Origin of the sequence: Bradyrhizobium diazoefficiens (genome assembly GCF_016616235.1) — a bacterium.
GTDB lineage: Bacteria > Pseudomonadota > Alphaproteobacteria > Rhizobiales > Xanthobacteraceae > Bradyrhizobium > Bradyrhizobium diazoefficiens_H.
Genome location: NZ_CP067100.1, coordinates 1280632 through 1298344, shown reverse-complemented (window position 1 = coordinate 1298344; position 17713 = coordinate 1280632). Strand labels below are relative to the sequence as shown.

Here is a 17713-nt window from a genome sequence, read left to right as displayed (position 1 = left end):
CGCCGGATTTGAATGTGACTTTTGGCTGGACCGGAGGCTCAGGTTAACCGCTCAGCTCAGCGGTCCTGGCAATTCCCCGAGATCCCAGAACAGCCCGGCCATCACCGTCAAGGCCTCTTCGGTCAACGGCAGCAGGATGTGCTCATTGGGCGCATGCTGGGAGCAGCCGGGATAGGAGTGCGGGACCCAGATCGTCGGCAGGCCGAGAATCTCGGAAAACACGTCATTGGGCAGCGAGCCGCCGAAATTCGGCAGCACCGCCGGCGCCTTGCCGGTGGTCTCTTGCACCGAATCCGCCGCCCATTTGATCCAGGGGCTGTCAAAATCGGTGCGCGAGGCGGCAAAGCTCTGCGCCGCCCGCACCTCGACCATCGGAAAGCCCTTCTGAACCAGATGAGCGCGGACGGCCTCGATCAGGCCATCAATCTTCGTGCCCACCACGAAACGCAGCTGCAGTACGGCACTGGCATGGCCGGGAATGGCGTTGGCAGGCTTCTCGATATTGCCCGACGACATCGCCAGCACTTCGAGCGTGTTCCAAGCGTAGAGCCGCTCGGCCGCCGACAGACCCTCCTCACCCCAGTTTTCCGCCAGCGCCGGCTCGTCCTCTGTCGGGATCACCTGCACGTCGGCGAGATAGGAGCGGATCTGGTTGGTGAGCCGTGGCGGCTTCAGGGCGTCGAGCTGGAGACGGCCGTGGCCGTCGACCAGCGAGGAGATCGCGTTGACCAGGATGGTCGCGGGGTTGGCGAGCACACCGCCCCAATTGCCGGAATGATGCCCGCCGTCGCGCAAATTCACGTCGAGATGAATGCGGATGCCGCCGCGGCATCCCAGGAACAGCGTGGGGCGGTCGGCCGACAGGCGCGGCCCGTCGGAGGCCATGAACAGGTCGGCCTTGAGCGTCTCGCGGTTGAGGTCGCAGACTTTGCCTAAATCAGGCGAGCCGATCTCCTCGCCCATCTCGACGATGAATTTGGCGTTGAAGCCGAGCTTGCCGCCGCGAGCCTCGCGCACTGCGCGCAGCGCCGCCATGTTGATGCTGTGTTGGCCCTTGTTGTCGGCGGTGCCGCGGCCGTAGAGCCGCGCACCCGCAACCGTCGTGCGCCAGGGATCGCGCCCCTCGCGCCACTCGCCTTCCATGCCGTCGACGACGTCGCCGTGGCCGTAGATCAGCACGGTCGGCGCCGTTGCGCTCTCGTGATGCTCGGCGAACAGGAACGGCGCTTTGCCGCTCGGAGATTCGACCAGGCGGCTCGTAAAGTCGAGCGCGGCGAAAGAAGGCATCATCTCCTGTTCCAGATAGGCGCGCAGTTCGGGGCCACGCGAGGCATTCTGGCTCTCGGTCTTGAAGCCGACGCGGCGGTCGAGCTCGGCGAGGAAGGCGCCGGATTTGAAGTCGTCCCGGGCGCGGGCGATGGCGTCGGCTCTGGTCATTGCTTTCGTTTTCAAGGTTTCGACGAGGCGAACCTGGCGGGCTACACTGGCCGTCGAAGAGGCGGGGATTTGGTTAGCTCTTGGTGGATTTCGTTCTTGCTCTCTTGAGATTGCCTTGCCAAGCGAGGCTGCGCCGCTGATTTTGGCCTTGCCAACATCGAAGCATATGCAAGAACTTCGCCAGGTTGGGGCGCACATCTATCATTCGAAGAGCGCTCAGTACAGAGCGCCGGGGACGATCATGGCCAAACAGATCAGGCTCAACGCCTTTGCGATGAACTGCGTCGCACACCAATCACCGGGCCTGTGGACCCATCCGCGCGACCGCACCGCTGACTATAACCGCCTGCCCTACTGGATCGACCTCGCCAAAACGCTCGAGCGCGGCCGTTTCGACGGGCTGTTCCTCGCCGACGTGCTCGGCGTCTATGACGTCTATGGCAACAGTCCTGACGCAGCCTTGCGCAATGCAGCACAAACGCCGTCGAACGAGCCGCTGCTGCTGCTCTCGGCGATGGCGGCGGTGACGCAAAATCTCGGTTTCGGCGTCACCAGCAATCTGTCGTTCGAGCCGCCCTACCCGTTCGCGCGGCGGATGTCGACGCTCGATCATCTCACCGAGGGCCGGATCGGTTGGAACGTCGTCACCGGCTATCTCGACAGCGCCGCGCGCGGCGCCGGCAAGGACAGGCAGACCGGGCACGACGACCGCTACGACATTGCGGATGAATATATGGAGGTCGTCTACAAACTCTGGGAGGGAAGCTGGGAGGACGACGCCGTGCTGCGGGACCGCAAGCGCGGCATCTTCACCGATCCCTCAAAAGTGCATCGCATCAACCACGAAAGCGCGAACTACCGCATCAACAATACCATTCATCTCAGCGAGCCGTCGCCGCAGCGCACGCCCGTGCTCTACCAGGCCGGCACCTCGCCGCGCGGCCGGCAATTCGCGGCCAAGCACGCCGAATGCGTGTTCATGTCGGGGCCATCGGCCAAGATCATCGCGCCGCGCGTTGCCGCGATCCGGCAAGAGGCCGCTGCGCTCGGCCGCAACCCTGCCGAGATCCTGATGTTCTCGATGATGACAATCATCCTCGGCAATACCGAGACTGAAGCGAAAGAGAAATACGCCGACTATCGGTCGCACATCAACCCGGAAGGCGCGCTGGCCCTGATGTCGGGATGGACCGGCATCGACTTCTCCGGCTATGAACTCGACCAGCAGGTCCGCCACGTCCAGAACGATGCCGGCCGCAGCGCGCTCGACAACGTCACGCGCGGCGACCCCGATCGCGTCTGGACCGTGCGCGACGTCATCGAGCATGTCGGCATCGGCGGCGCCGGCCCGGTCGTGGTCGGCACGCCGGAAAGCGTCGCAGACAAGATCGAGGATTGGTTCGAGAAGACGGATGTCGACGGCCTCAACATTGCGTTTGCGATCTCGCCCGGCGATTTCGAGGACATCGCCGATATGCTGGTGCCGCAGCTGACCAAGCGCGGGCGGTACAAGGCGGAATACGCACAGGGCTCGCTGCGGGAGAAGCTGTTTGGCACGGGTCGCGCTCGGCTCGACGCGCCACATCCGGCGGCGGGATATCGGGTGGGGAAGAAGGGGTAGCGCTCCTTAGCGCTCGCTGTCATTCCCCGCGAAGCGGGGAATCCAGTACGCCGCGGCTTTCCCGTAGATAGCAGCCGTCTCTGGATACTGGATCGCCCGGTCGAAGCCGGGGGATGACACCGCGCGTGCGGAGACTCGATCGCGTCTCAGACTCTCCCGTCCACCATCACCTCGATCAGCTTCGTCCCCGGCCGGCCGAACGCCGACGACAGCGCCGCTTTCAGCTCGCGGGGATCGCTGAGCTCGATCGCCTCGCAGCCGAGCGCTTTTGCCACGCCCGCAAAATCCACCGGTGGATCGACAAAATCCATGCCGACATAATTGTCATCGCCGTGAAACGCGAGCAGGCGCTGCTTGATGATGCGGTAGCCGCCATTGTTGGCGATGACGACGTTGAGCGGGAGCTTGTGGTGAGCCGCCGTCCACAGCGACTGGATCGAATACATCGCGCTGCCGTCGCCGGAGAAGCACACGACCGGGCTATCCGGATTGGCGATGCTGGCGCCGACCGACGCCGGCAGCCCCCAGCCGATACCGCCCGAGGCAAGGCCGTGATAGCCATAGCGGTGGCGGTGCGGACGCAGCGCCGTGATCTGGCGGCTGGAGGTGAGGCCTTCGTCGACGAGGATCGCGTGGTCGGGCATCGCCTCGACCATTTGCAACACCAGGAAATCTGGATCGATCGGCATACGGCCGGCGCTCTTACCGATCTGCTCGACCAAAGCGGCGCGGCGGGCGCTCCAGTTCTTCGGCGCAAGCTCGGCAAGGCGCTGCTTGGAGCGGCTTGCGAGCGCCGCGCCGCCCATCTCCTTCAGCACCGGGATCACCGCGCGCAGCGTCTCCTTCACGTCCGCCTTCAGCGCGATCTCGGCGCCGTAATTCTTGGCCATTTCCCAGTCGGCCAGGCCGATCTGTACGATCGCAAGGCCGTCCGGCAGCGCATCGACCTCGCTGTAGACGGACATCCGCAAGGGATCGCCGCCGAGCGCGATCAGCAGATCGTAGGACGCCAATGTATCGCGCGCGGCCTTCTGCACCCGCGCCAGCGTGCCCATGAAGCTTGGGCTCTCCGAGAGGAAATGCGCGCCATAGGGCGTCGAGGACTGGTAGGCCGCGGCGCCGAGCAGCTCGGCGAGTTCGGCGGCTTCCTTCAGCGCATCGCTCTTGACCACCTCATCCATGGTGACGACGACAGGACGTTCGGCCTTCAGTAGGCGCGCGGCAAAAGCCCTGAGTGCTTCATCCGACGGTCTTGTGCGCGCATCGATACGCGTGGAGCGGCCTAGATCGATGCCCGCTTCGCTGTTGAGAATGTCGCCGGGCAGTGAGATGAACACCGGCCCGGTCGGCGGCGTCATCGCCACCTTGGCGGCGCGGCGCACGATGCGCGGCAGATCCTCTAGCCGCGTCACCTCGACCGCCCATTTCACCAGCGGCTCGGCCATGCGCACCAGCGGGCCATAGAGCACCGGCTCCATCAGGCCGTGGCCCTGCTCCTGCTGGCCGGCGGTCAGGATCATCGGCGTGCCCGTGAACTGGGCGTTGTAGAGCGAGCCCATGGCGTTGCCGAGGCCGGGCGCGACATGGACATTGCAGGCGACCAGTTTTCCCGAGGCGCGGCTGTAGCCGTCGGCGATCGCCACCACCAGGCTCTCCTGCATCGCCATCACATAAGTGAGGTCAGGATGGTCCTTCAGCGCATGCATGATCGGCAGCTCGGTGGTGCCGGGATTGCCGAACAAATGCGTGATGCCCTCGTCCTTGAGCAGCGCGAGAAAGGCGGAACGGCCGGTGATCTTGTTCTTCATGTTTCCTCCAGGAGCGGACATTGCCGCAAGGACAGGGACATGATGGCCGAAGTCACGGGATGCGCGCAAGGAAGCGCGGTCATGGCTGCGTTGCGCGGGAGCGCAGCGCTACATCTCCTCCCGACCCAATTCGAACGGATCTTCACCGCCCGCGCGCTTCTTCTTTTTCGAGCGCTGCCAGACGACGCCTGGAAAACCCTTCAGCGGCACCAGCGGCTCGCCTGTATAGGCCCATTCCTGCAGCTCCTCGATGGCGATGTGATAGAGCGGCTGGCGGCCGGTGCGCTCTTTGAACAGCGCGCGGGGGATGTTGACCATGTGCGGCCCGCGCGGGCGCTCATAGGCGATCGGCGTGCCGCAATGCGAGCAGAAGCTGCGCGCGGTTTTCGTCGCCTTGTGCTCGTAGCGGGTGAGCGCGGTCTTGCCGGAAGTGATGCGAAAACGCTTCTTCCAGCTGCCGACATAGGTCGCGTAGGCGGCGCCATGCGCGCGGCGGCTGCTGACGGAGTGATCGTGCCAAGCCCACCGTGCTGGCACGTCGATCTCGAAGGTGACCTTGCCGCACAGGCATTGGCCGGTGGCGATCCCTGCGGCGGCTGCGGCTTTGGTCATGGTGCTTCCTCATCGTCATTGCGAGCGCAGCGAAGCAATCCAGACTGCTTCTGCGGAAAGACTCTGGATAGCTTCGCTGCGCTCGCAATGACGGAAATTGTGTTGGCAGTCGCGCAACAAATCAAGCCGGTCATTCCGGGGCGCGACTAAGTCGCGAGCCCGGAGTCCATCTAGCCGCATACCAGGAGGCGGAATGGATTCCGGGATCGATGCTTCGCATCGCCCTGGAATGACGGAGGAGGAGCTTACGCCGGCGTCAGCTCGTCATAAGTCGGGTAGTCGGTATACCCCTTCTCCTCGCCACCATAGAACGTCGCGCGATTGTAGGGGGTGATCGGGTAACCGCGCTCCAGGCGCCGCGGCAGATCGGGGTTGGAGATGAAGATGCGGCCGAAGGCGATGATGTCGGCATGTCCCTCGGCGATCGCCGCATTCGCGGTCTCGCCGGTGAAGCCGCCGGCCGACATCAGCACGCCGCCGTAGTGCGGGCGGAACAGCACCATCGCGGAGGGCACGTTCTCCCAGTGGACGTCGGCGCGGCCGGCGCCGCTGGAGCGCGGCTCGATGAAATGGAGATAGGCCAGGCCGAGCTTGTCGAGCGCCTTCACGACGTGGGTGTAGAGCGGCATCGGATCTGGCTCGCCGGAATCGTTGGCGATACCGTGCGGCGACAGCCGCACGCCGACGCGGTTCCCACCCCAGACGTCGATCGCGGCTTGCGTCACTTCGAGCAGAAGCCTTGCGCGATTCTCGATCGAGCCGCCATATTGATCAGTGCGCTGGTTGCTGCGCGACTGCAAAAACTGCTCGAGCAGATAACCGTTGGCGCCGTGAATCTCGACGCCATCGAAACCGGCGGCGAGCGCGTTCTTCGCGCCCTGCCGGAACGCCTCGACGATGCCCTTGACCTCCTCGGTCTCCAGCGCGCGCGGCGTCTCGTAATCGGCGATCTTGCCGTCGGCCGTCATCGCCTTCATGCCTTCGGCCTTGATCGCGATCGCCGAGGCCGACACCGGCAGCTGGCCGCCATGATAGGACGAATGCGAGACGCGGCCGACATGCCAGAGCTGGAGGAAGATGATGCCGCCCTTGGCATGCACGGCATCGGTCACCTTGCGCCAGCCAGCCACTTGCGCCTCTGAATAGATGCCGGGCGTCGCCGGGTTGCCGCGGCCGTGCGAGAGCACGGGAGAAGCCTCGGCGATGATCAGGCCGCCTGGCGTGGCGCGCTGGCCGTAATATTCGGCGTTGAGCGGCCGCGGCGAAAAGCTTTCGCGCTCGGCGCGCATGCGCGTCAGCGGCGCCATCGCGACGCGATGCGCAAGCTTGTACGGACCGACCTGCAACGGTCTAAACAACGCCTCGAATTTCATGTGGGCCCCGAATGGCTATGAAGGATGCGGATCATATAAGGGAGAATGACGAGATGAAAGGTGCTGCCTAATCTCCCTCTCCCCATCCTTACGGGGAGAGGGTTGGAGGAGGGGCCGCCTCGGCAATCACGGTGAGAGACGGACTCGCGGAGAGCCCCCTCCCCCTCATCCGCCGCGCTCCGGACGATGCTTCGCATCGCTCGGCGCGCGTCGGCCTCTCCCCGCGTGCGGGGAGAGGCGAACGACCTAGCCCGTCTTGATCCAGACAGCCTTAACGTTGAGATACTCCTCGACGTGCTGCTTGCCGGACTCGCGGCCGTAGCCGCTCATCTTGTAGCCGCCGAACGGTACGGCCGGGTCCATCGCCTGGTAGCAGTTCACCCACACCGAGCCGGCGCGCAGGCGCTTCGCAACCGCATGCGCCTTGCTGACGTCGCGCGTCCACAGGCCGGAGCCGAGACCGAACGTGGTGTTGTTGGCGCGCTTGACCAGCTCGTCCATATCCTTGAACGCGATCGCGGAGATGACCGGACCAAAAATCTCCTCCTGCGCGATGCGCATGTTGTCCTGGACGCCCGCGAACACCGTCGGCGACACGAAGAAGCCTTTCGACAGCGCGCCTTCGGTGACGCGGCCGCCGCCGGCGAGCGCCCGCGCGCCTTCCTTTTGGCCGATATCGAGATAACCGGTGACGCGCTCGAGCTGCTGCTCGGAGACCAGCGGGCCGATCTGGGTGTTCGGATCGAGGCCGTTGCCGACCTGGAGATTCTTGCCGAACTCGGCGACGCGGCCGACGAACTCTTCGTAGATCGATTGCTCGACGAACAGGCGCGTGCCGGCGCTGCAGATCTGGCCCGAATTGGCGAACACCGCCATCGCCGCGCCCGGCACGGCGGCATCGAGATCGGCATCCGCGAACACGATGTCCGGCGACTTGCCGCCGAGCTCGAGCGAGACGCGTTTGAGGTTGCCGGCGGAGGCGCGGATGATCGACTGTCCCGTGACGTGCGAGCCGGTGAAGGCGACCTTGTCGACGTCATGATGCGAGGCGAGCGCAGCACCTGCGGTGTCGCCATAGCCGGGCACGACGTTGACGACGCCTGGCGGAATGCCCGCCTCCATCGCCAGCTCGGCGATGCGGAGCGAGGTCAGCGGCGCCTCTTCGGCAGGCTTGAGGACGACGGTGCAGCCGGTCGCGATCGCCGGACCGATCTTCCAGATCGTCGCGGTCAACGGGCCGTTCCAGGGAATGATCGCGCCGACGACGCCGATCGGCTCCTTCAACGTATAGGAGAAGATCTCGCCGGGCAGCGAGTTCTCGATGGTCTCGCCATGAATCGCGGTGGTCTGGCCGGCGTAATAGCGCAGCATGCCGACGGCACGCAGACGATAGGCGCGGGTGCGGCTGAGCGGCGCCCCCATGTCGAGCGTATCGAGCTGCGACAATTCGTCGAAATTCTTCTCGACGAGGTCGGCAAGCCTGAGCAGGAGATTCTGCCGCTCGAACGGCTTGACCTTGCTCCAGGGCCCCTCGAAGGCGCGCCGGGCGGCGGCGACCGCACGATCGATGTCTTCCTTGTCGCCCTCGGCGACGGTTGCGAGCAGTTCGCCGGTGGCGGGGTTGTGGGTCTCGAAGCGCTTGCCCGATGCGGCATCGACCCACTTCCCATCGATCAGCATCTGCTTGTAGGACCCGTTAGCGAACGGATGGCGCGTGATCGGAATAGCCTGCGACACAGCCATGGCTGCACTCCCTGTCCTGTGATTGATTGGGTTCGATCTGGGCGGGATCGTTAGTCAGAGAAGATACAGCGGCGCCGGAGAGGCGTAAAGGCGGCGTGGGCCGAAGCCCTGCCATGCCGACTTGTGCAGGGTCGAATTGCATTATGCTATAGCTCGGTCCAGCCCCTGCTGCGGAGACCAACCATGCCCTATTCAGTCATCGTGAAGGACAACGTTGCCGTGATCACGGGCGGTGCATCCGGCATCGGACTGGCTGCCGCAGAAGCCTTTGCGCGCGGCGGCATGAAGGTGTGCATCGCTGACGTGGATCAGGCTCGGCTGGCGGAATCCGCAACAAAACTGTCATCCGTCGCATCCGCCACACATGTGATGACCTTCGCCGTCGACGTCAGCAAGGCCGAGAGCGTGATGGAACTGGAGCGTGCCGTGCGCGAGCGCTTTGGCGGCACCGACATCCTCATGAACAATGCCGGCATCCAGCCCGGCAGCACGTTGTTTGATGAACCCGACAATTGGCAGCGCGTCATCGGCGTCAACATGTGGGGCATCATCAACGGCTCGCGCATCTTCGCGCCCAACATGATCGCGCGCGGCAAAGCCGGGCTCATCATCAACACCGGCTCCAAACAAGGCATCACCACGCCGCCCGGCGATCCCGCCTACAATGTCTCGAAAGCCGGCGTGAAGGCCTTTACGGAAGCGCTCCAGCACGAGCTGCGCAATACGAAAGACTGCAAGATCAGCGCGCATCTCCTGATCCCCGGCTTCGTCTTCACGGGGCTGACCGCAAAGGGCCGCACCGAAAAGCCGGCCGGCGCCTGGACGCCCGAGCAGACCGTGGATTTCATGCTGACGCGGCTGGAGGCCGGTGACTTCTACATCCTGTGCCCGGACAATGACGTGCCGCGCGCGCTCGACGAGAAGCGCATGCTGTGGGCAGCGGGAGACATCGTCGAGAACCGCCCGCCATTGTCGCGCTGGCATCCGGATTATGCGGATGCGTTCGCGAGCTTCGTGAAGGGGGAGTAGGCGGAATCTCTCCCGCAAGGGAGAGGGTGAAGTGCCTACAGCGTCTCCTGCTTGTGTCCGCAATTCTTGCAGGCGAACTTGACGCGGCTCTGGCCTTTTTCCGCCTGGACCCGGTTTGGCGCGCCGCACTTGCCGCAGGCGGCCTCGATGCGGGTCGTGCCCTGCTTGACGACGATGGCCTTCTTTTCCATCGATTCGCGGATCAGGCGCTCGGCCTCCTCACGCAGGGATTGTTTCGACAAAGCTCATCTCCACCTCTGGAAAGCGCGAGAGCCATATCGCACCTAGATTGGAATCTCAATCGGCAATGCCGATTCAAACCTCGACAATCACGTAACTGTCTTCGACGTGCACCGGGAACGTCTCGGCCACATACGGGCCCTTCTCCAATTCGTCGCCACGCTCCACCGCGACCGGATATGACCGGATCTTGACGCGTTTCGGATCGAACCACGATTGGCCGTTGCGCATGTCGAACTCCCAGCCATGCCAGGGACAGCGCAGCATCTCGCCGACCCGCGAGCGCTCATAGACACCGGGCTCGGGCGATGTCAGGCGTGCGACGCAGGCCGCCTTCTCCAGCGGCGCGCCCTCGTGCGGGCACCGGTTCAAGAGCGCAAAGAACTCACCGTTGACGTGGAACACGACGATGTCGCGACCGGCGACATCAACGACCTTGTTGCCGCCAGGCGGGATCTCCGAGGTGGACGCGACAATGTGACGGGCCATATCCGTTCAAAACCCTCAGAACTTGTAGACCGCGCGGGCATTGGTGCTGAAGATCTTCCTCCGCTCAGCTTCGGTGAGCGGCGTCTTGAAGGCGAAGCGCGGATCGTCGAAATCCCAGTGCGGATAGTCCGACGAGAACAACAGGCGGTCGATACCGACCCATTCGATCAGCGCGCGCAGATGCCGCGCCTCGTCCGGCTCGTCGATCGGCTGCGTCGTGAACCAGAAGTTTTCGCGGACATATTCCGACGGCTTGCGCTTGAGATGCGGCACCTCGCTGCGGAAGCGCTCGAAATGCTGGTCCATCCGCCACACTGCCGACGGTATCCAGCCGAACCCGCCTTCGATGAAGACGATCTTCAGCCTTGGAAACCGCTCCGGCACGCCCTCGATGACGAGGCTGGCAAGCTGCGCCGCAATCGTGTGCGCGTTCGACTGATGCTCCTCGACGTAATAGGACGGCCAGCCGCCGCCGGTCGGCGGATGCCCGCCATAGCCGCCGACGTGGATGCCGAGCGGCAGGTCCAGCTCCTGCGCCCGCTCGTAGATAGGCCAATAGCGGCGGCGGCCAAGCGGCTCATTCGCGCGCGGCGAGACGTTGATCTGGATGTATTCCCCGATTTTCGCGCAGCGCTCGATCTCGGCAATGGCAAGGTCCACCCCGTCCTGCCCGACCAGGATCGAGGCCTTCAGCCGCGGATCGCGGTGCGACCAGAACGCCAGCTGCCAATCGTTGATGGCGCGCTGGATCGCGGCGCCGAATTCCAGATTCTGCTGCGAGAAGATGAAGAGATCGAGTACCTGCAGGATGCCGAACTCGACGTCCAGCGGATCGAGATGCTGCTTCTGCATGAAGGCGAGATCGGACCCCGGCACCCCACCCGTCGGCGGCCAGGCGTCACGCCGCGCGATCAGCGGAGATGAGCGTGGATAGGGTGTCGTGAACAGATACGGCGTGCGCAGATGGCTGCCATACTCCCTCAAGTGCTGCTGCCAGCGTTTCGGCAGGAACTCGTTGAGATCGTCCGTCGATCTCAGGCTCGGATGCACGTCGCAATCGACGATGCGCAGCCGCGTCGTTGCAGTCTTTTCTTCTTCAAGAAGTGGACGATCGATGACCTCGCTCATGCGAACCTCCAAGTTCAACTGATCGACAACCGCGGAAACGTCTCCAGCGGATTGTCGACGCACATCTTCGCGATGATGCTCTTGGGCAGGTTCGGCGGGATCGGGTCATCGCCGTCGAACTGCCAGTGCGGATAGTCGGACGCGAACAGGAACATCTTCTCGGAGCCGATCTGATCGATGATCTCCTCGACGCTTTTCGTGTCGCCAGGTGCATCGAACGGCTGCATCGTGACGCGAAAATTGTTGCGGATGATCGCGGCCGGCTCGCGCTCGACCCAGGGCACTTCGACGCGGACGCCGCGCCAGGTCTTGTTGGCGCGCCACATGAAGGCCGGCAGCCAGCTCACGCCGCTCTCCATCAGCACGACCTTCAGGTTCGGAAACTTGCCGAACACGCCTTCGTAGATCAGGCTCAAAATCTGCGCCTGAAACGCCTGCGCCTCGACGAAGTAATATTCGTAGCGATGTGAGGGCCAGCCGGCCGAGCTCGGCGCCTGGCGATATTGCGTGCCGGCGTGGATCGCGAGCGGCAGCTGATGTTTTTCCGCGAGCCGGTACACCGGCCAGAAATGCCGGCGGCCCAGCAGCGTCTCGCCCTGCGCCAGCAACAGGATGGAAACGAAGCGGTTGTCCCCGGCGCGGCGCTCGATCTCTTCGATGGCGAGATCGGGGTCCTGCATCGGAACCACAATGGAGGCGTGGAGGCGCGGCTCGCGCGATAGCCATTCGGCCGCGATCCAGTCATTGATGGCCTTGCAGAAATCGGCCGCCATGTAGGCATCGAACACGGCCTGTGCGCCGTAGAGAACATTGAGGATGCCGTGGCTGGCGCCGAGTTGCTCGAACGCGCCCTTCTGCACCATCGCAAGGTCGGAGCCCGGCTTGGCGCCGTTGGCCGGCCGCCAGTCGGCGCGGCCGGTCAGCGGCATGCTCGGCGGATAGGAGGTGAGATCGAGCCCGTCGATGGCGCGGCTCACCACCTGCTCCTTCCAGTGATCGCTGAGATAGGGCAACAGCGTCGTGCGCGTGCCACCAACCGCCGGGTGGATGTCGCAGTCGATCCGCGTCACCGCCATGGGGCTTCCTCGCCAAGATTTTGTAAACGTCTTATTGGCGGCCTTCTTGTGCGCCGCGTGTGCAGAGTGCCCCTGCCCGCTTCAGCGCGCAAGGGCGCATCCCCGCGCGATCCGTCATGGCTCGGTTGCATTTCGCAGGCGCGGTATCAGATCAGGCCGTCATCGCGCGAGGCGCGGCATCATCCGCCATGATGAGGATGCGCTGCACCAGCGCGATCGCGGTCTCGGTGGCGGGATCGGCCGAGGCCATGGGAACCGCGGGCGCGAGGATATCGACCGGATCGGACGAGAGTACGACGAGGTGCGGCGCGTTGGCCGCGACCATAGCGAGACCAGCCGCTCCACAGCCGGATCATCCGGCGGATGCCCCCACAGTGCGTCCGCGCGCCGCAGCACGCGATCGTCTGCGAGACGATTGCGCAGCAGGAGCGGCTCGTAAGCCGCAAGATCGCCTCGATGTAGGACGGCAAGGTGTCTGTCATGAGGCCGATGGCCGGCACGCCCGAGACGGCGATGGCGCAGAAGCGTGCAATCTGCGCCCGTCGGCGTCAGACGCAACGAAGGCCGCCGCGCGCCCGAGCAGCGCCGGCCAACACGCGAATGCGCAGATCGTCGAAAGCGCCCCAGGAACGAACGCTCGGGGGGCTCGTTGTCGCGCGTAGTTTCCCTCAGAGCGCGAGCCATCCCATGTATCACCATGTCAAGAAGCTGATGTTCACCGTGCGCGTCGACGAACCCGATCCCCGCTTCGGCAATATGCTGCTCGAGCAATTCGGCGGCGCCAATGGGGAACTCGCAGCCGCCATGCAATACTCGATTCAAGGCCTGAACTGCGAGGATCCCGACCGCAAGGACCTGCTGATGGATATCGGCACGGAGGAGCTCAGCCATCTCGAGGTCGTCGGTTGCCTGGCGCGGATGCATCTGGCGCCGTCGCGGAACGACCGTCAGGCAGCGGAAGCCGATCCGCTCATTGCGATTGCCGGCGGCGGAGGCGTCAATCTGTTCAATTCGCAGGGTAATCCCTGGACCGCCGACTATCTCAAGATCACCGGCGAACTCGATGTCGACCTTCGCAGCAACATCGCGGCCGAGGCTCGCGCGAAGATCGTCTACGAGCGCCTGATCAATTTCTGCGACGACGCTGGCAGCAAGGACGCGCTGCAATTCCTGATGACGCGAGAGATCACGCACATGAAAGCGTTCTCGCGCGCGCTCGAAAGCCTGTCGAAACCGGCCTTCAGCGTCGGCAGGATCGCGCCGACGCCGGGCCTTGTGAATCAATACTTCAACGACTCCACCGGCAGCGGCGACCACGGCGAAATCGACACCCGCGGTCCCTGGAACGAAGGAGAAGACTGGGTGTTCACGGAATCGCCCGCGCTTCAGTCCGCCGACCCCGGCGCTGCCACGCCGATCGTCGCGGAGAGCTCGCCGCCCGTAGACGAAGCCGGCCTGACCGATCTCCTGCTGCACGAGCTGCGCGACATTCTCCATGCCGAGAAGCAGTTAACCAAGGCACTTCCCAAAATGGCGCAGGCCGCGCGGTTCGACCAGTTGCGCGAACTGTTCGAGCAGCATCTGGGCGAAACCGAAAATCAGATCGAGCGCATCAACGAGTGCTTCGAACTGCTCGGCGAGAACGCACGAGCAAAACCCTGTAAGGGCATGATGGGCCTGGTGGAGGAAGGCCAGGAGGTCATGAAGGAGGGCGCAGAGAAGGAGGATGCGGCCGCCGACCTCGCGTTGATCGGGGCAGCTCAACGCGTCGAGCATTACGAGATGGCCGGCTACACCACTGCACGCAATCTGGCGCAGCAACTCCGGCATAGTGCGATCGTCGCCCTGCTGTCCAAATCGCTCGCCGAGGAGGAGAATGCCGACCTCCTGCTCAACCAGGTGGCGCGCTCGCTGATGTCGGTGGCGAAGATGCCTGCCGCCCTGGAACAGGCTGAATAGCAAGCGGCTGCCGCCCGCAGACGCAACTGCAAACCGCTTGCGACCTAAAGCGCGATACGATTAGGATGAATCGCCATCGTGCTTTAGCTCTTTGTTTGTGCATGATCTTTTCGGAAAACCGCTGCGCACTTTTCCGGATCATGCTTTAGTTCTGACGAGCGAGGCTGACAGCGCGTGAGGCAGCTCGCGCCTGCTCGGTCGCAAAGGCCCGCTCCAGCCGCGCCTCGCTGGCGCGAAGCATCGCCGTATCTAATTTCCCCTGCCGCGATCCCTCCAGCGCGCAGGCAAAGACGCGGTAGAACTGCGCGCCGTCATAGGCGACCAGCAGCAGATCGACGCCGGCGTTGATCGCCTCGACCACGGCCTTGCAGACGTCATTCTGGTAGATCGCGCCCATCACGAGGTCGTCGGTCATCACCACACTCTGATAACCCCATTTGCCGCGGATGATGCCATCGACGACGCGCTTCGAATGCGAGGCGGCGCGATCGGGGTCGACCGCGGTCAGCGTGACATGACCGACCATGAGCGCGCTGCGCGAGTGCGACAACACCTCGCGGAACGGCAGCCAGTCGGTGGCTTCGAGCTCCTTCACCGGTGTGTCGAGATTGGCGCTGAAATGATGTGTGTCGGTGCGCACGCGGCCGATGCCGGGAAAATGCTTCAGCGTGGCGCCGACGCCGGATTCTTCCAGACCGCGAACATAGGCGCTCGCAATCGTGCTGACGACAACGGGATCGGTCGCGATCGCACGCTGGCCGATCAGCGTGTGGAAATCGAGGCGGTTGCGCCGCGCCGGCGGCTTGAGATCGAGCACCGGCGCGAGGTTGAGGTTGACGCCGAGCTCGGACAGCTCGCGGCCGTGGATGCGGCCGAACTCTTCGGCCTTGGCCTGCTGGTCGTCGGGCGCAAGCCCGGTGAGCGTCGCCAGCGCCGGCACCTTGGTCAGCGGCGGCGCCAGATGCCCGACGATACCGCCTTCCTGATCGGCGGCAACGACCAGCGGCGGCAGGCCGGCCGCGCGCCGCTTGTCCTGGAGCGCCGCGATCTCGGCACGCAACACCTTGGTCGTGCGGCCGCGGATGTTGTGCCGGGTGACGTAGACGCCGCCGATCAAGCCCTGCTCGGCAAGGCCCGCAACCTCGGCAAGGGAGGAATAGCCGACCATGAAGTGCGGCCCGAGCTGCCGCGCCTCGGCGGCGCTCGCGCTGAGAACGTCGTGCTTGCGCAGCTCGAACCTGAGATGCGCCGCTGACATCAGCAGTGGCGGTAGGCACCAGAGCACGACAAGCAGCTTGCCCGCGACGCTGCGCCAGCGCCTGCGACGGAGCAGGACGACGACGATCGTGAGGCTTGCGATGACAAGCGCGATATTTCCGGCGCCACGCAGCGCGAGCAGATAGGGATCGTTCTTGTTTGCAGCCGCGACTGCAGCGAGAGATGCGGCCAGCCAGACCAGGATCAGACCGATACGGCGGAGGAATTGCATGATGCGCCACATGCGATGAGGGATGAATGTCTCGCACCTAACAAAGCGATTTGCGCCGCGCGAGAGGCAAAAGCGCCCCTGCACGAAAACTGCAAAAGACTCCTGAAACCGTGCAAACGATGCTCCCGCCTTCTGCACAAGCGCCGTTCAGACTTCGTGATGCCATCCATCACGAAAGGTCTTCTACACATGACGAGCCTGGCTTCGACGATCGTCGCGGAAATCAAGCCGATCAGTCATTCCTCGATCCCCGCCAAGATCGGCCTCGCGCTGGTGCTGGCCGCACTCGCCGACTGGCTGTTCTATGGCGAGCGGATCGGGCTGTCGCTGACGCTGTTTGCGATCGCGATCGCTGGCGTGTCGGTTTTCTTCAACCATGCGGCTCTTGATCTGCGGCGCGCCACGATCGGTGCGGCCATTCTCGTCGCCGGCCTTGTGCCGGCCGTCGATGAGCTCAACACGCTGTCCTTCCTGATCCTCCTCGCATCGCTGACGATTGCGCTACTGGTCGCGACCAATCCGGAAACGACCGAACTGGCCGAGCGCGCCCGCGCGCTGCGCAACTTCTTCCTGTTTGGTCCCCTCAGGTTCTTCCCCGAGGCGCTCCAGGTCTTCAACATGTCGGCGTTCACCCGCGGCATCGCACTCTGGCTGCTGCCGGCGGTGCTGAGCACCGTTTTCGTGGCGTTGTTTGCCGCGGCCAATCCGGTGATCGAGCAGTGGGTGTCGCTGCTCAATCCAAAGCTCATCCTCCAATACATCAGCATCCCGCGCGTGTTGTTCTGGACCATGATGCTGGCGCTGGTCTGGCCGTTCATCCATGTGCGCTGGCGTCGTGGGAAGGTTGCCACCACCATCGCCCCTGATGCCCCCGAGCTGGCGCCCCTCCCGCCCTTCATTCCCGCCGAGTTCATTCCTGCCGAGTTCCTTGGAGCGTCCACCATTCTGCGGTCGCTGATCCTGTTCAACCTGCTGTTCGCGGCGCAATCGGTCCTCGACGGCCTCTATCTCTGGGGCCATCTGGCGCTGCCGGCCAACATGACCTATGCGGCCTACGCCCATCGCGGCGCCTATCCGCTGATCGCGACCGCCCTGCTCGCCGCCGCCTTCGTGCTGGCCGCGATGCGTCCGGGCGGACCAGCCGAGAAATCGACGGTGATCCGGCCGCTGGTCTATCTCTGGGTCGGGCAGAACGTCCTGCTGGTCGCGTCCTCGATCCTCCGCCTCGACCTCTATGTGGACATCTACATGCTGACCTATTGGCGCATCGCCGCCTTCATCTGGATGGGGCTGGTGGCGCTCGGGCTGGTCCTGATCGTGGCTCGCATCGCGCTCAACCGGTCCAACCGATGGCTGGTCAGTGCCAATCTGATCGCGTTAACGATCGTGCTATATACCTGCTCGCTCGTGAACTTCGACGCGTTCATTGCCGACTATAATGTCGCCCATAGCCGGGAAATTTCGGGCAGAGGCATGCCGATCGATATCTACTACCTCGCGCAACTCGGACCCCAGGCATTGCCGGCAATCGAGAAGATGATGCCGTTTCGTTCCGATGCTAGACTTGTCGGATTGCGTGAACGGCTTTTGGGGACTCAGAGCGTGGACATGGCCTGGCGGGCCTGGGGCCTACGGAGCTGGCGGCTGCAACATAGGCTAGATGCCGCAGCCAAAGGTCAGTTCAGGGATCAGCCGGTAGGGTGAGCGGA

Annotated in this window: 15 protein-coding genes; 4 read left to right on the top strand and 11 right to left on the bottom strand. The window is 64.1% G+C overall.

What is annotated here, in order from left to right; translation table 11 throughout:
• Positions 1-51: 51 nt before the first annotated feature.
• Complete coding sequence (locus JJB99_RS06115) at positions 52-1437, bottom strand: M20 family metallopeptidase (RefSeq protein WP_200497916.1); 1386 nt, start codon at positions 1435-1437, stop codon at positions 52-54.
• A gap of 241 nt (positions 1438-1678) precedes the next feature.
• On the opposite strand from JJB99_RS06115, the gene JJB99_RS06110 reads away from it, so the two are divergent.
• Positions 1679-3058 carry an LLM class flavin-dependent oxidoreductase gene (locus JJB99_RS06110; RefSeq protein WP_200497914.1) on the top strand — a complete coding sequence of 460 codons (1380 nt, stop codon included), beginning with the start codon at positions 1679-1681 and terminating at the stop codon, positions 3056-3058.
• A 146-nt stretch (positions 3059-3204) separates the two neighbouring features.
• On the opposite strand, the gene JJB99_RS06105 is transcribed toward JJB99_RS06110, so the two are convergent.
• The 4 genes from JJB99_RS06105 to JJB99_RS06090 form a co-directional block, all read right to left on the bottom strand.
• A complete protein-coding gene (locus JJB99_RS06105) occupies positions 3205-4866 on the bottom strand; it encodes a thiamine pyrophosphate-binding protein (RefSeq protein ID WP_200497912.1) in 1662 nt (553 codons plus the stop codon).
• A gap of 108 nt (positions 4867-4974) precedes the next feature.
• Positions 4975-5478, bottom strand: a complete 504-nt coding sequence (locus JJB99_RS06100) for a GFA family protein (protein ID WP_200497911.1) — start codon at positions 5476-5478, stop codon at positions 4975-4977.
• A gap of 245 nt (positions 5479-5723) precedes the next feature.
• On the bottom strand, positions 5724-6851 hold the full coding sequence (locus JJB99_RS06095) for an alkene reductase (RefSeq protein WP_200497910.1): 1128 nt from the start codon (positions 6849-6851) through the stop codon (positions 5724-5726).
• A gap of 246 nt (positions 6852-7097) precedes the next feature.
• A complete protein-coding gene (locus tag JJB99_RS06090; RefSeq protein WP_200497909.1) occupies positions 7098-8594 on the bottom strand; it encodes an aldehyde dehydrogenase family protein in 1497 nt (498 codons plus the stop codon).
• Between the two features lie 183 nt (positions 8595-8777).
• Here JJB99_RS06090 and JJB99_RS06085 point away from each other — a divergent pair, with 183 nt between their 5' ends.
• The gene (locus JJB99_RS06085) at positions 8778-9623 is read left to right on the top strand and encodes an SDR family NAD(P)-dependent oxidoreductase (RefSeq protein WP_200497908.1); all 846 of its coding nucleotides are present in this window, start codon (positions 8778-8780) and stop codon (positions 9621-9623) included.
• A 35-nt stretch (positions 9624-9658) separates the two neighbouring features.
• On the opposite strand, the gene JJB99_RS06080 is transcribed toward JJB99_RS06085, so the two are convergent.
• From JJB99_RS06080 to JJB99_RS06060, 5 genes are all read right to left on the bottom strand, one after another.
• Positions 9659-9865, bottom strand: a complete 207-nt coding sequence (locus tag JJB99_RS06080) for a hypothetical protein (RefSeq protein WP_200497907.1) — start codon at positions 9863-9865, stop codon at positions 9659-9661.
• Positions 9866-9938: 73 nt separating this feature from the next.
• Positions 9939-10352, bottom strand: coding sequence for a Rieske (2Fe-2S) protein (locus JJB99_RS06075; protein WP_200497906.1), 414 nt, complete (start codon positions 10350-10352; stop codon positions 9939-9941).
• Between the two features lie 15 nt (positions 10353-10367).
• Positions 10368-11480, bottom strand: coding sequence for an amidohydrolase family protein (locus tag JJB99_RS06070; RefSeq protein ID WP_200497905.1), 1113 nt, complete (start codon positions 11478-11480; stop codon positions 10368-10370).
• A gap of 14 nt (positions 11481-11494) precedes the next feature.
• Complete coding sequence (locus tag JJB99_RS06065) at positions 11495-12556, bottom strand: amidohydrolase family protein (protein ID WP_200497903.1); 1062 nt, start codon at positions 12554-12556, stop codon at positions 11495-11497.
• Positions 12557-12707: 151 nt separating this feature from the next.
• A complete protein-coding gene (locus JJB99_RS06060) occupies positions 12708-12881 on the bottom strand; it encodes a hypothetical protein (RefSeq protein WP_200497901.1) in 174 nt (57 codons plus the stop codon).
• 362 nt (positions 12882-13243) lie between these two features.
• Here JJB99_RS06060 and JJB99_RS06055 point away from each other — a divergent pair, with 362 nt between their 5' ends.
• Complete coding sequence (locus JJB99_RS06055; protein WP_200497900.1) at positions 13244-14515, top strand: DUF892 family protein; 1272 nt, start codon at positions 13244-13246, stop codon at positions 14513-14515.
• Positions 14516-14660: 145 nt separating this feature from the next.
• Here JJB99_RS06055 and JJB99_RS06050 read toward each other — a convergent pair whose 3' ends face one another.
• Positions 14661-16004: a glycoside hydrolase family 3 protein gene (locus JJB99_RS06050; RefSeq protein ID WP_200497898.1), complete on the bottom strand. Its 1344-nt coding sequence runs from the start codon at positions 16002-16004 to the stop codon at positions 14661-14663.
• 189 nt (positions 16005-16193) lie between these two features.
• Between JJB99_RS06050 and JJB99_RS06045 the strand changes: the two genes are divergently transcribed.
• Positions 16194-17708 carry a DUF4153 domain-containing protein gene (locus tag JJB99_RS06045; protein ID WP_200497896.1) on the top strand — a complete coding sequence of 505 codons (1515 nt, stop codon included), beginning with the start codon at positions 16194-16196 and terminating at the stop codon, positions 17706-17708.
• The last annotated feature ends 5 nt before the right edge of the window (positions 17709-17713 follow it).

Coding starts and splice junctions, on each gene's coding strand:
- JJB99_RS06115 (WP_200497916.1), bottom strand. CDS start 1,437: ATGACCAGAGCCGACGCCATCGCCCGCGCCCGGGACGACTTCAAATCC.
- JJB99_RS06110 (WP_200497914.1), top strand. CDS start 1,679: ATGGCCAAACAGATCAGGCTCAACGCCTTTGCGATGAACTGCGTCGCA.
- JJB99_RS06105 (WP_200497912.1), bottom strand. CDS start 4,866: ATGAAGAACAAGATCACCGGCCGTTCCGCCTTTCTCGCGCTGCTCAAG.
- JJB99_RS06100 (WP_200497911.1), bottom strand. CDS start 5,478: ATGACCAAAGCCGCAGCCGCCGCAGGGATCGCCACCGGCCAATGCCTG.
- JJB99_RS06095 (WP_200497910.1), bottom strand. CDS start 6,851: ATGAAATTCGAGGCGTTGTTTAGACCGTTGCAGGTCGGTCCGTACAAG.
- JJB99_RS06090 (WP_200497909.1), bottom strand. CDS start 8,594: ATGGCTGTGTCGCAGGCTATTCCGATCACGCGCCATCCGTTCGCTAAC.
- JJB99_RS06085 (WP_200497908.1), top strand. CDS start 8,778: ATGCCCTATTCAGTCATCGTGAAGGACAACGTTGCCGTGATCACGGGC.
- JJB99_RS06075 (WP_200497906.1), bottom strand. CDS start 10,352: ATGGCCCGTCACATTGTCGCGTCCACCTCGGAGATCCCGCCTGGCGGC.
- JJB99_RS06070 (WP_200497905.1), bottom strand. CDS start 11,480: ATGAGCGAGGTCATCGATCGTCCACTTCTTGAAGAAGAAAAGACTGCA.
- JJB99_RS06065 (WP_200497903.1), bottom strand. CDS start 12,556: ATGGCGGTGACGCGGATCGACTGCGACATCCACCCGGCGGTTGGTGGC.
- JJB99_RS06060 (WP_200497901.1), bottom strand. CDS start 12,881: ATGGTCGCGGCCAACGCGCCGCACCTCGTCGTACTCTCGTCCGATCCG.
- JJB99_RS06055 (WP_200497900.1), top strand. CDS start 13,244: ATGTATCACCATGTCAAGAAGCTGATGTTCACCGTGCGCGTCGACGAA.
- JJB99_RS06050 (WP_200497898.1), bottom strand. CDS start 16,004: ATGCAATTCCTCCGCCGTATCGGTCTGATCCTGGTCTGGCTGGCCGCA.
- JJB99_RS06045 (WP_200497896.1), top strand. CDS start 16,194: ATGACGAGCCTGGCTTCGACGATCGTCGCGGAAATCAAGCCGATCAGT.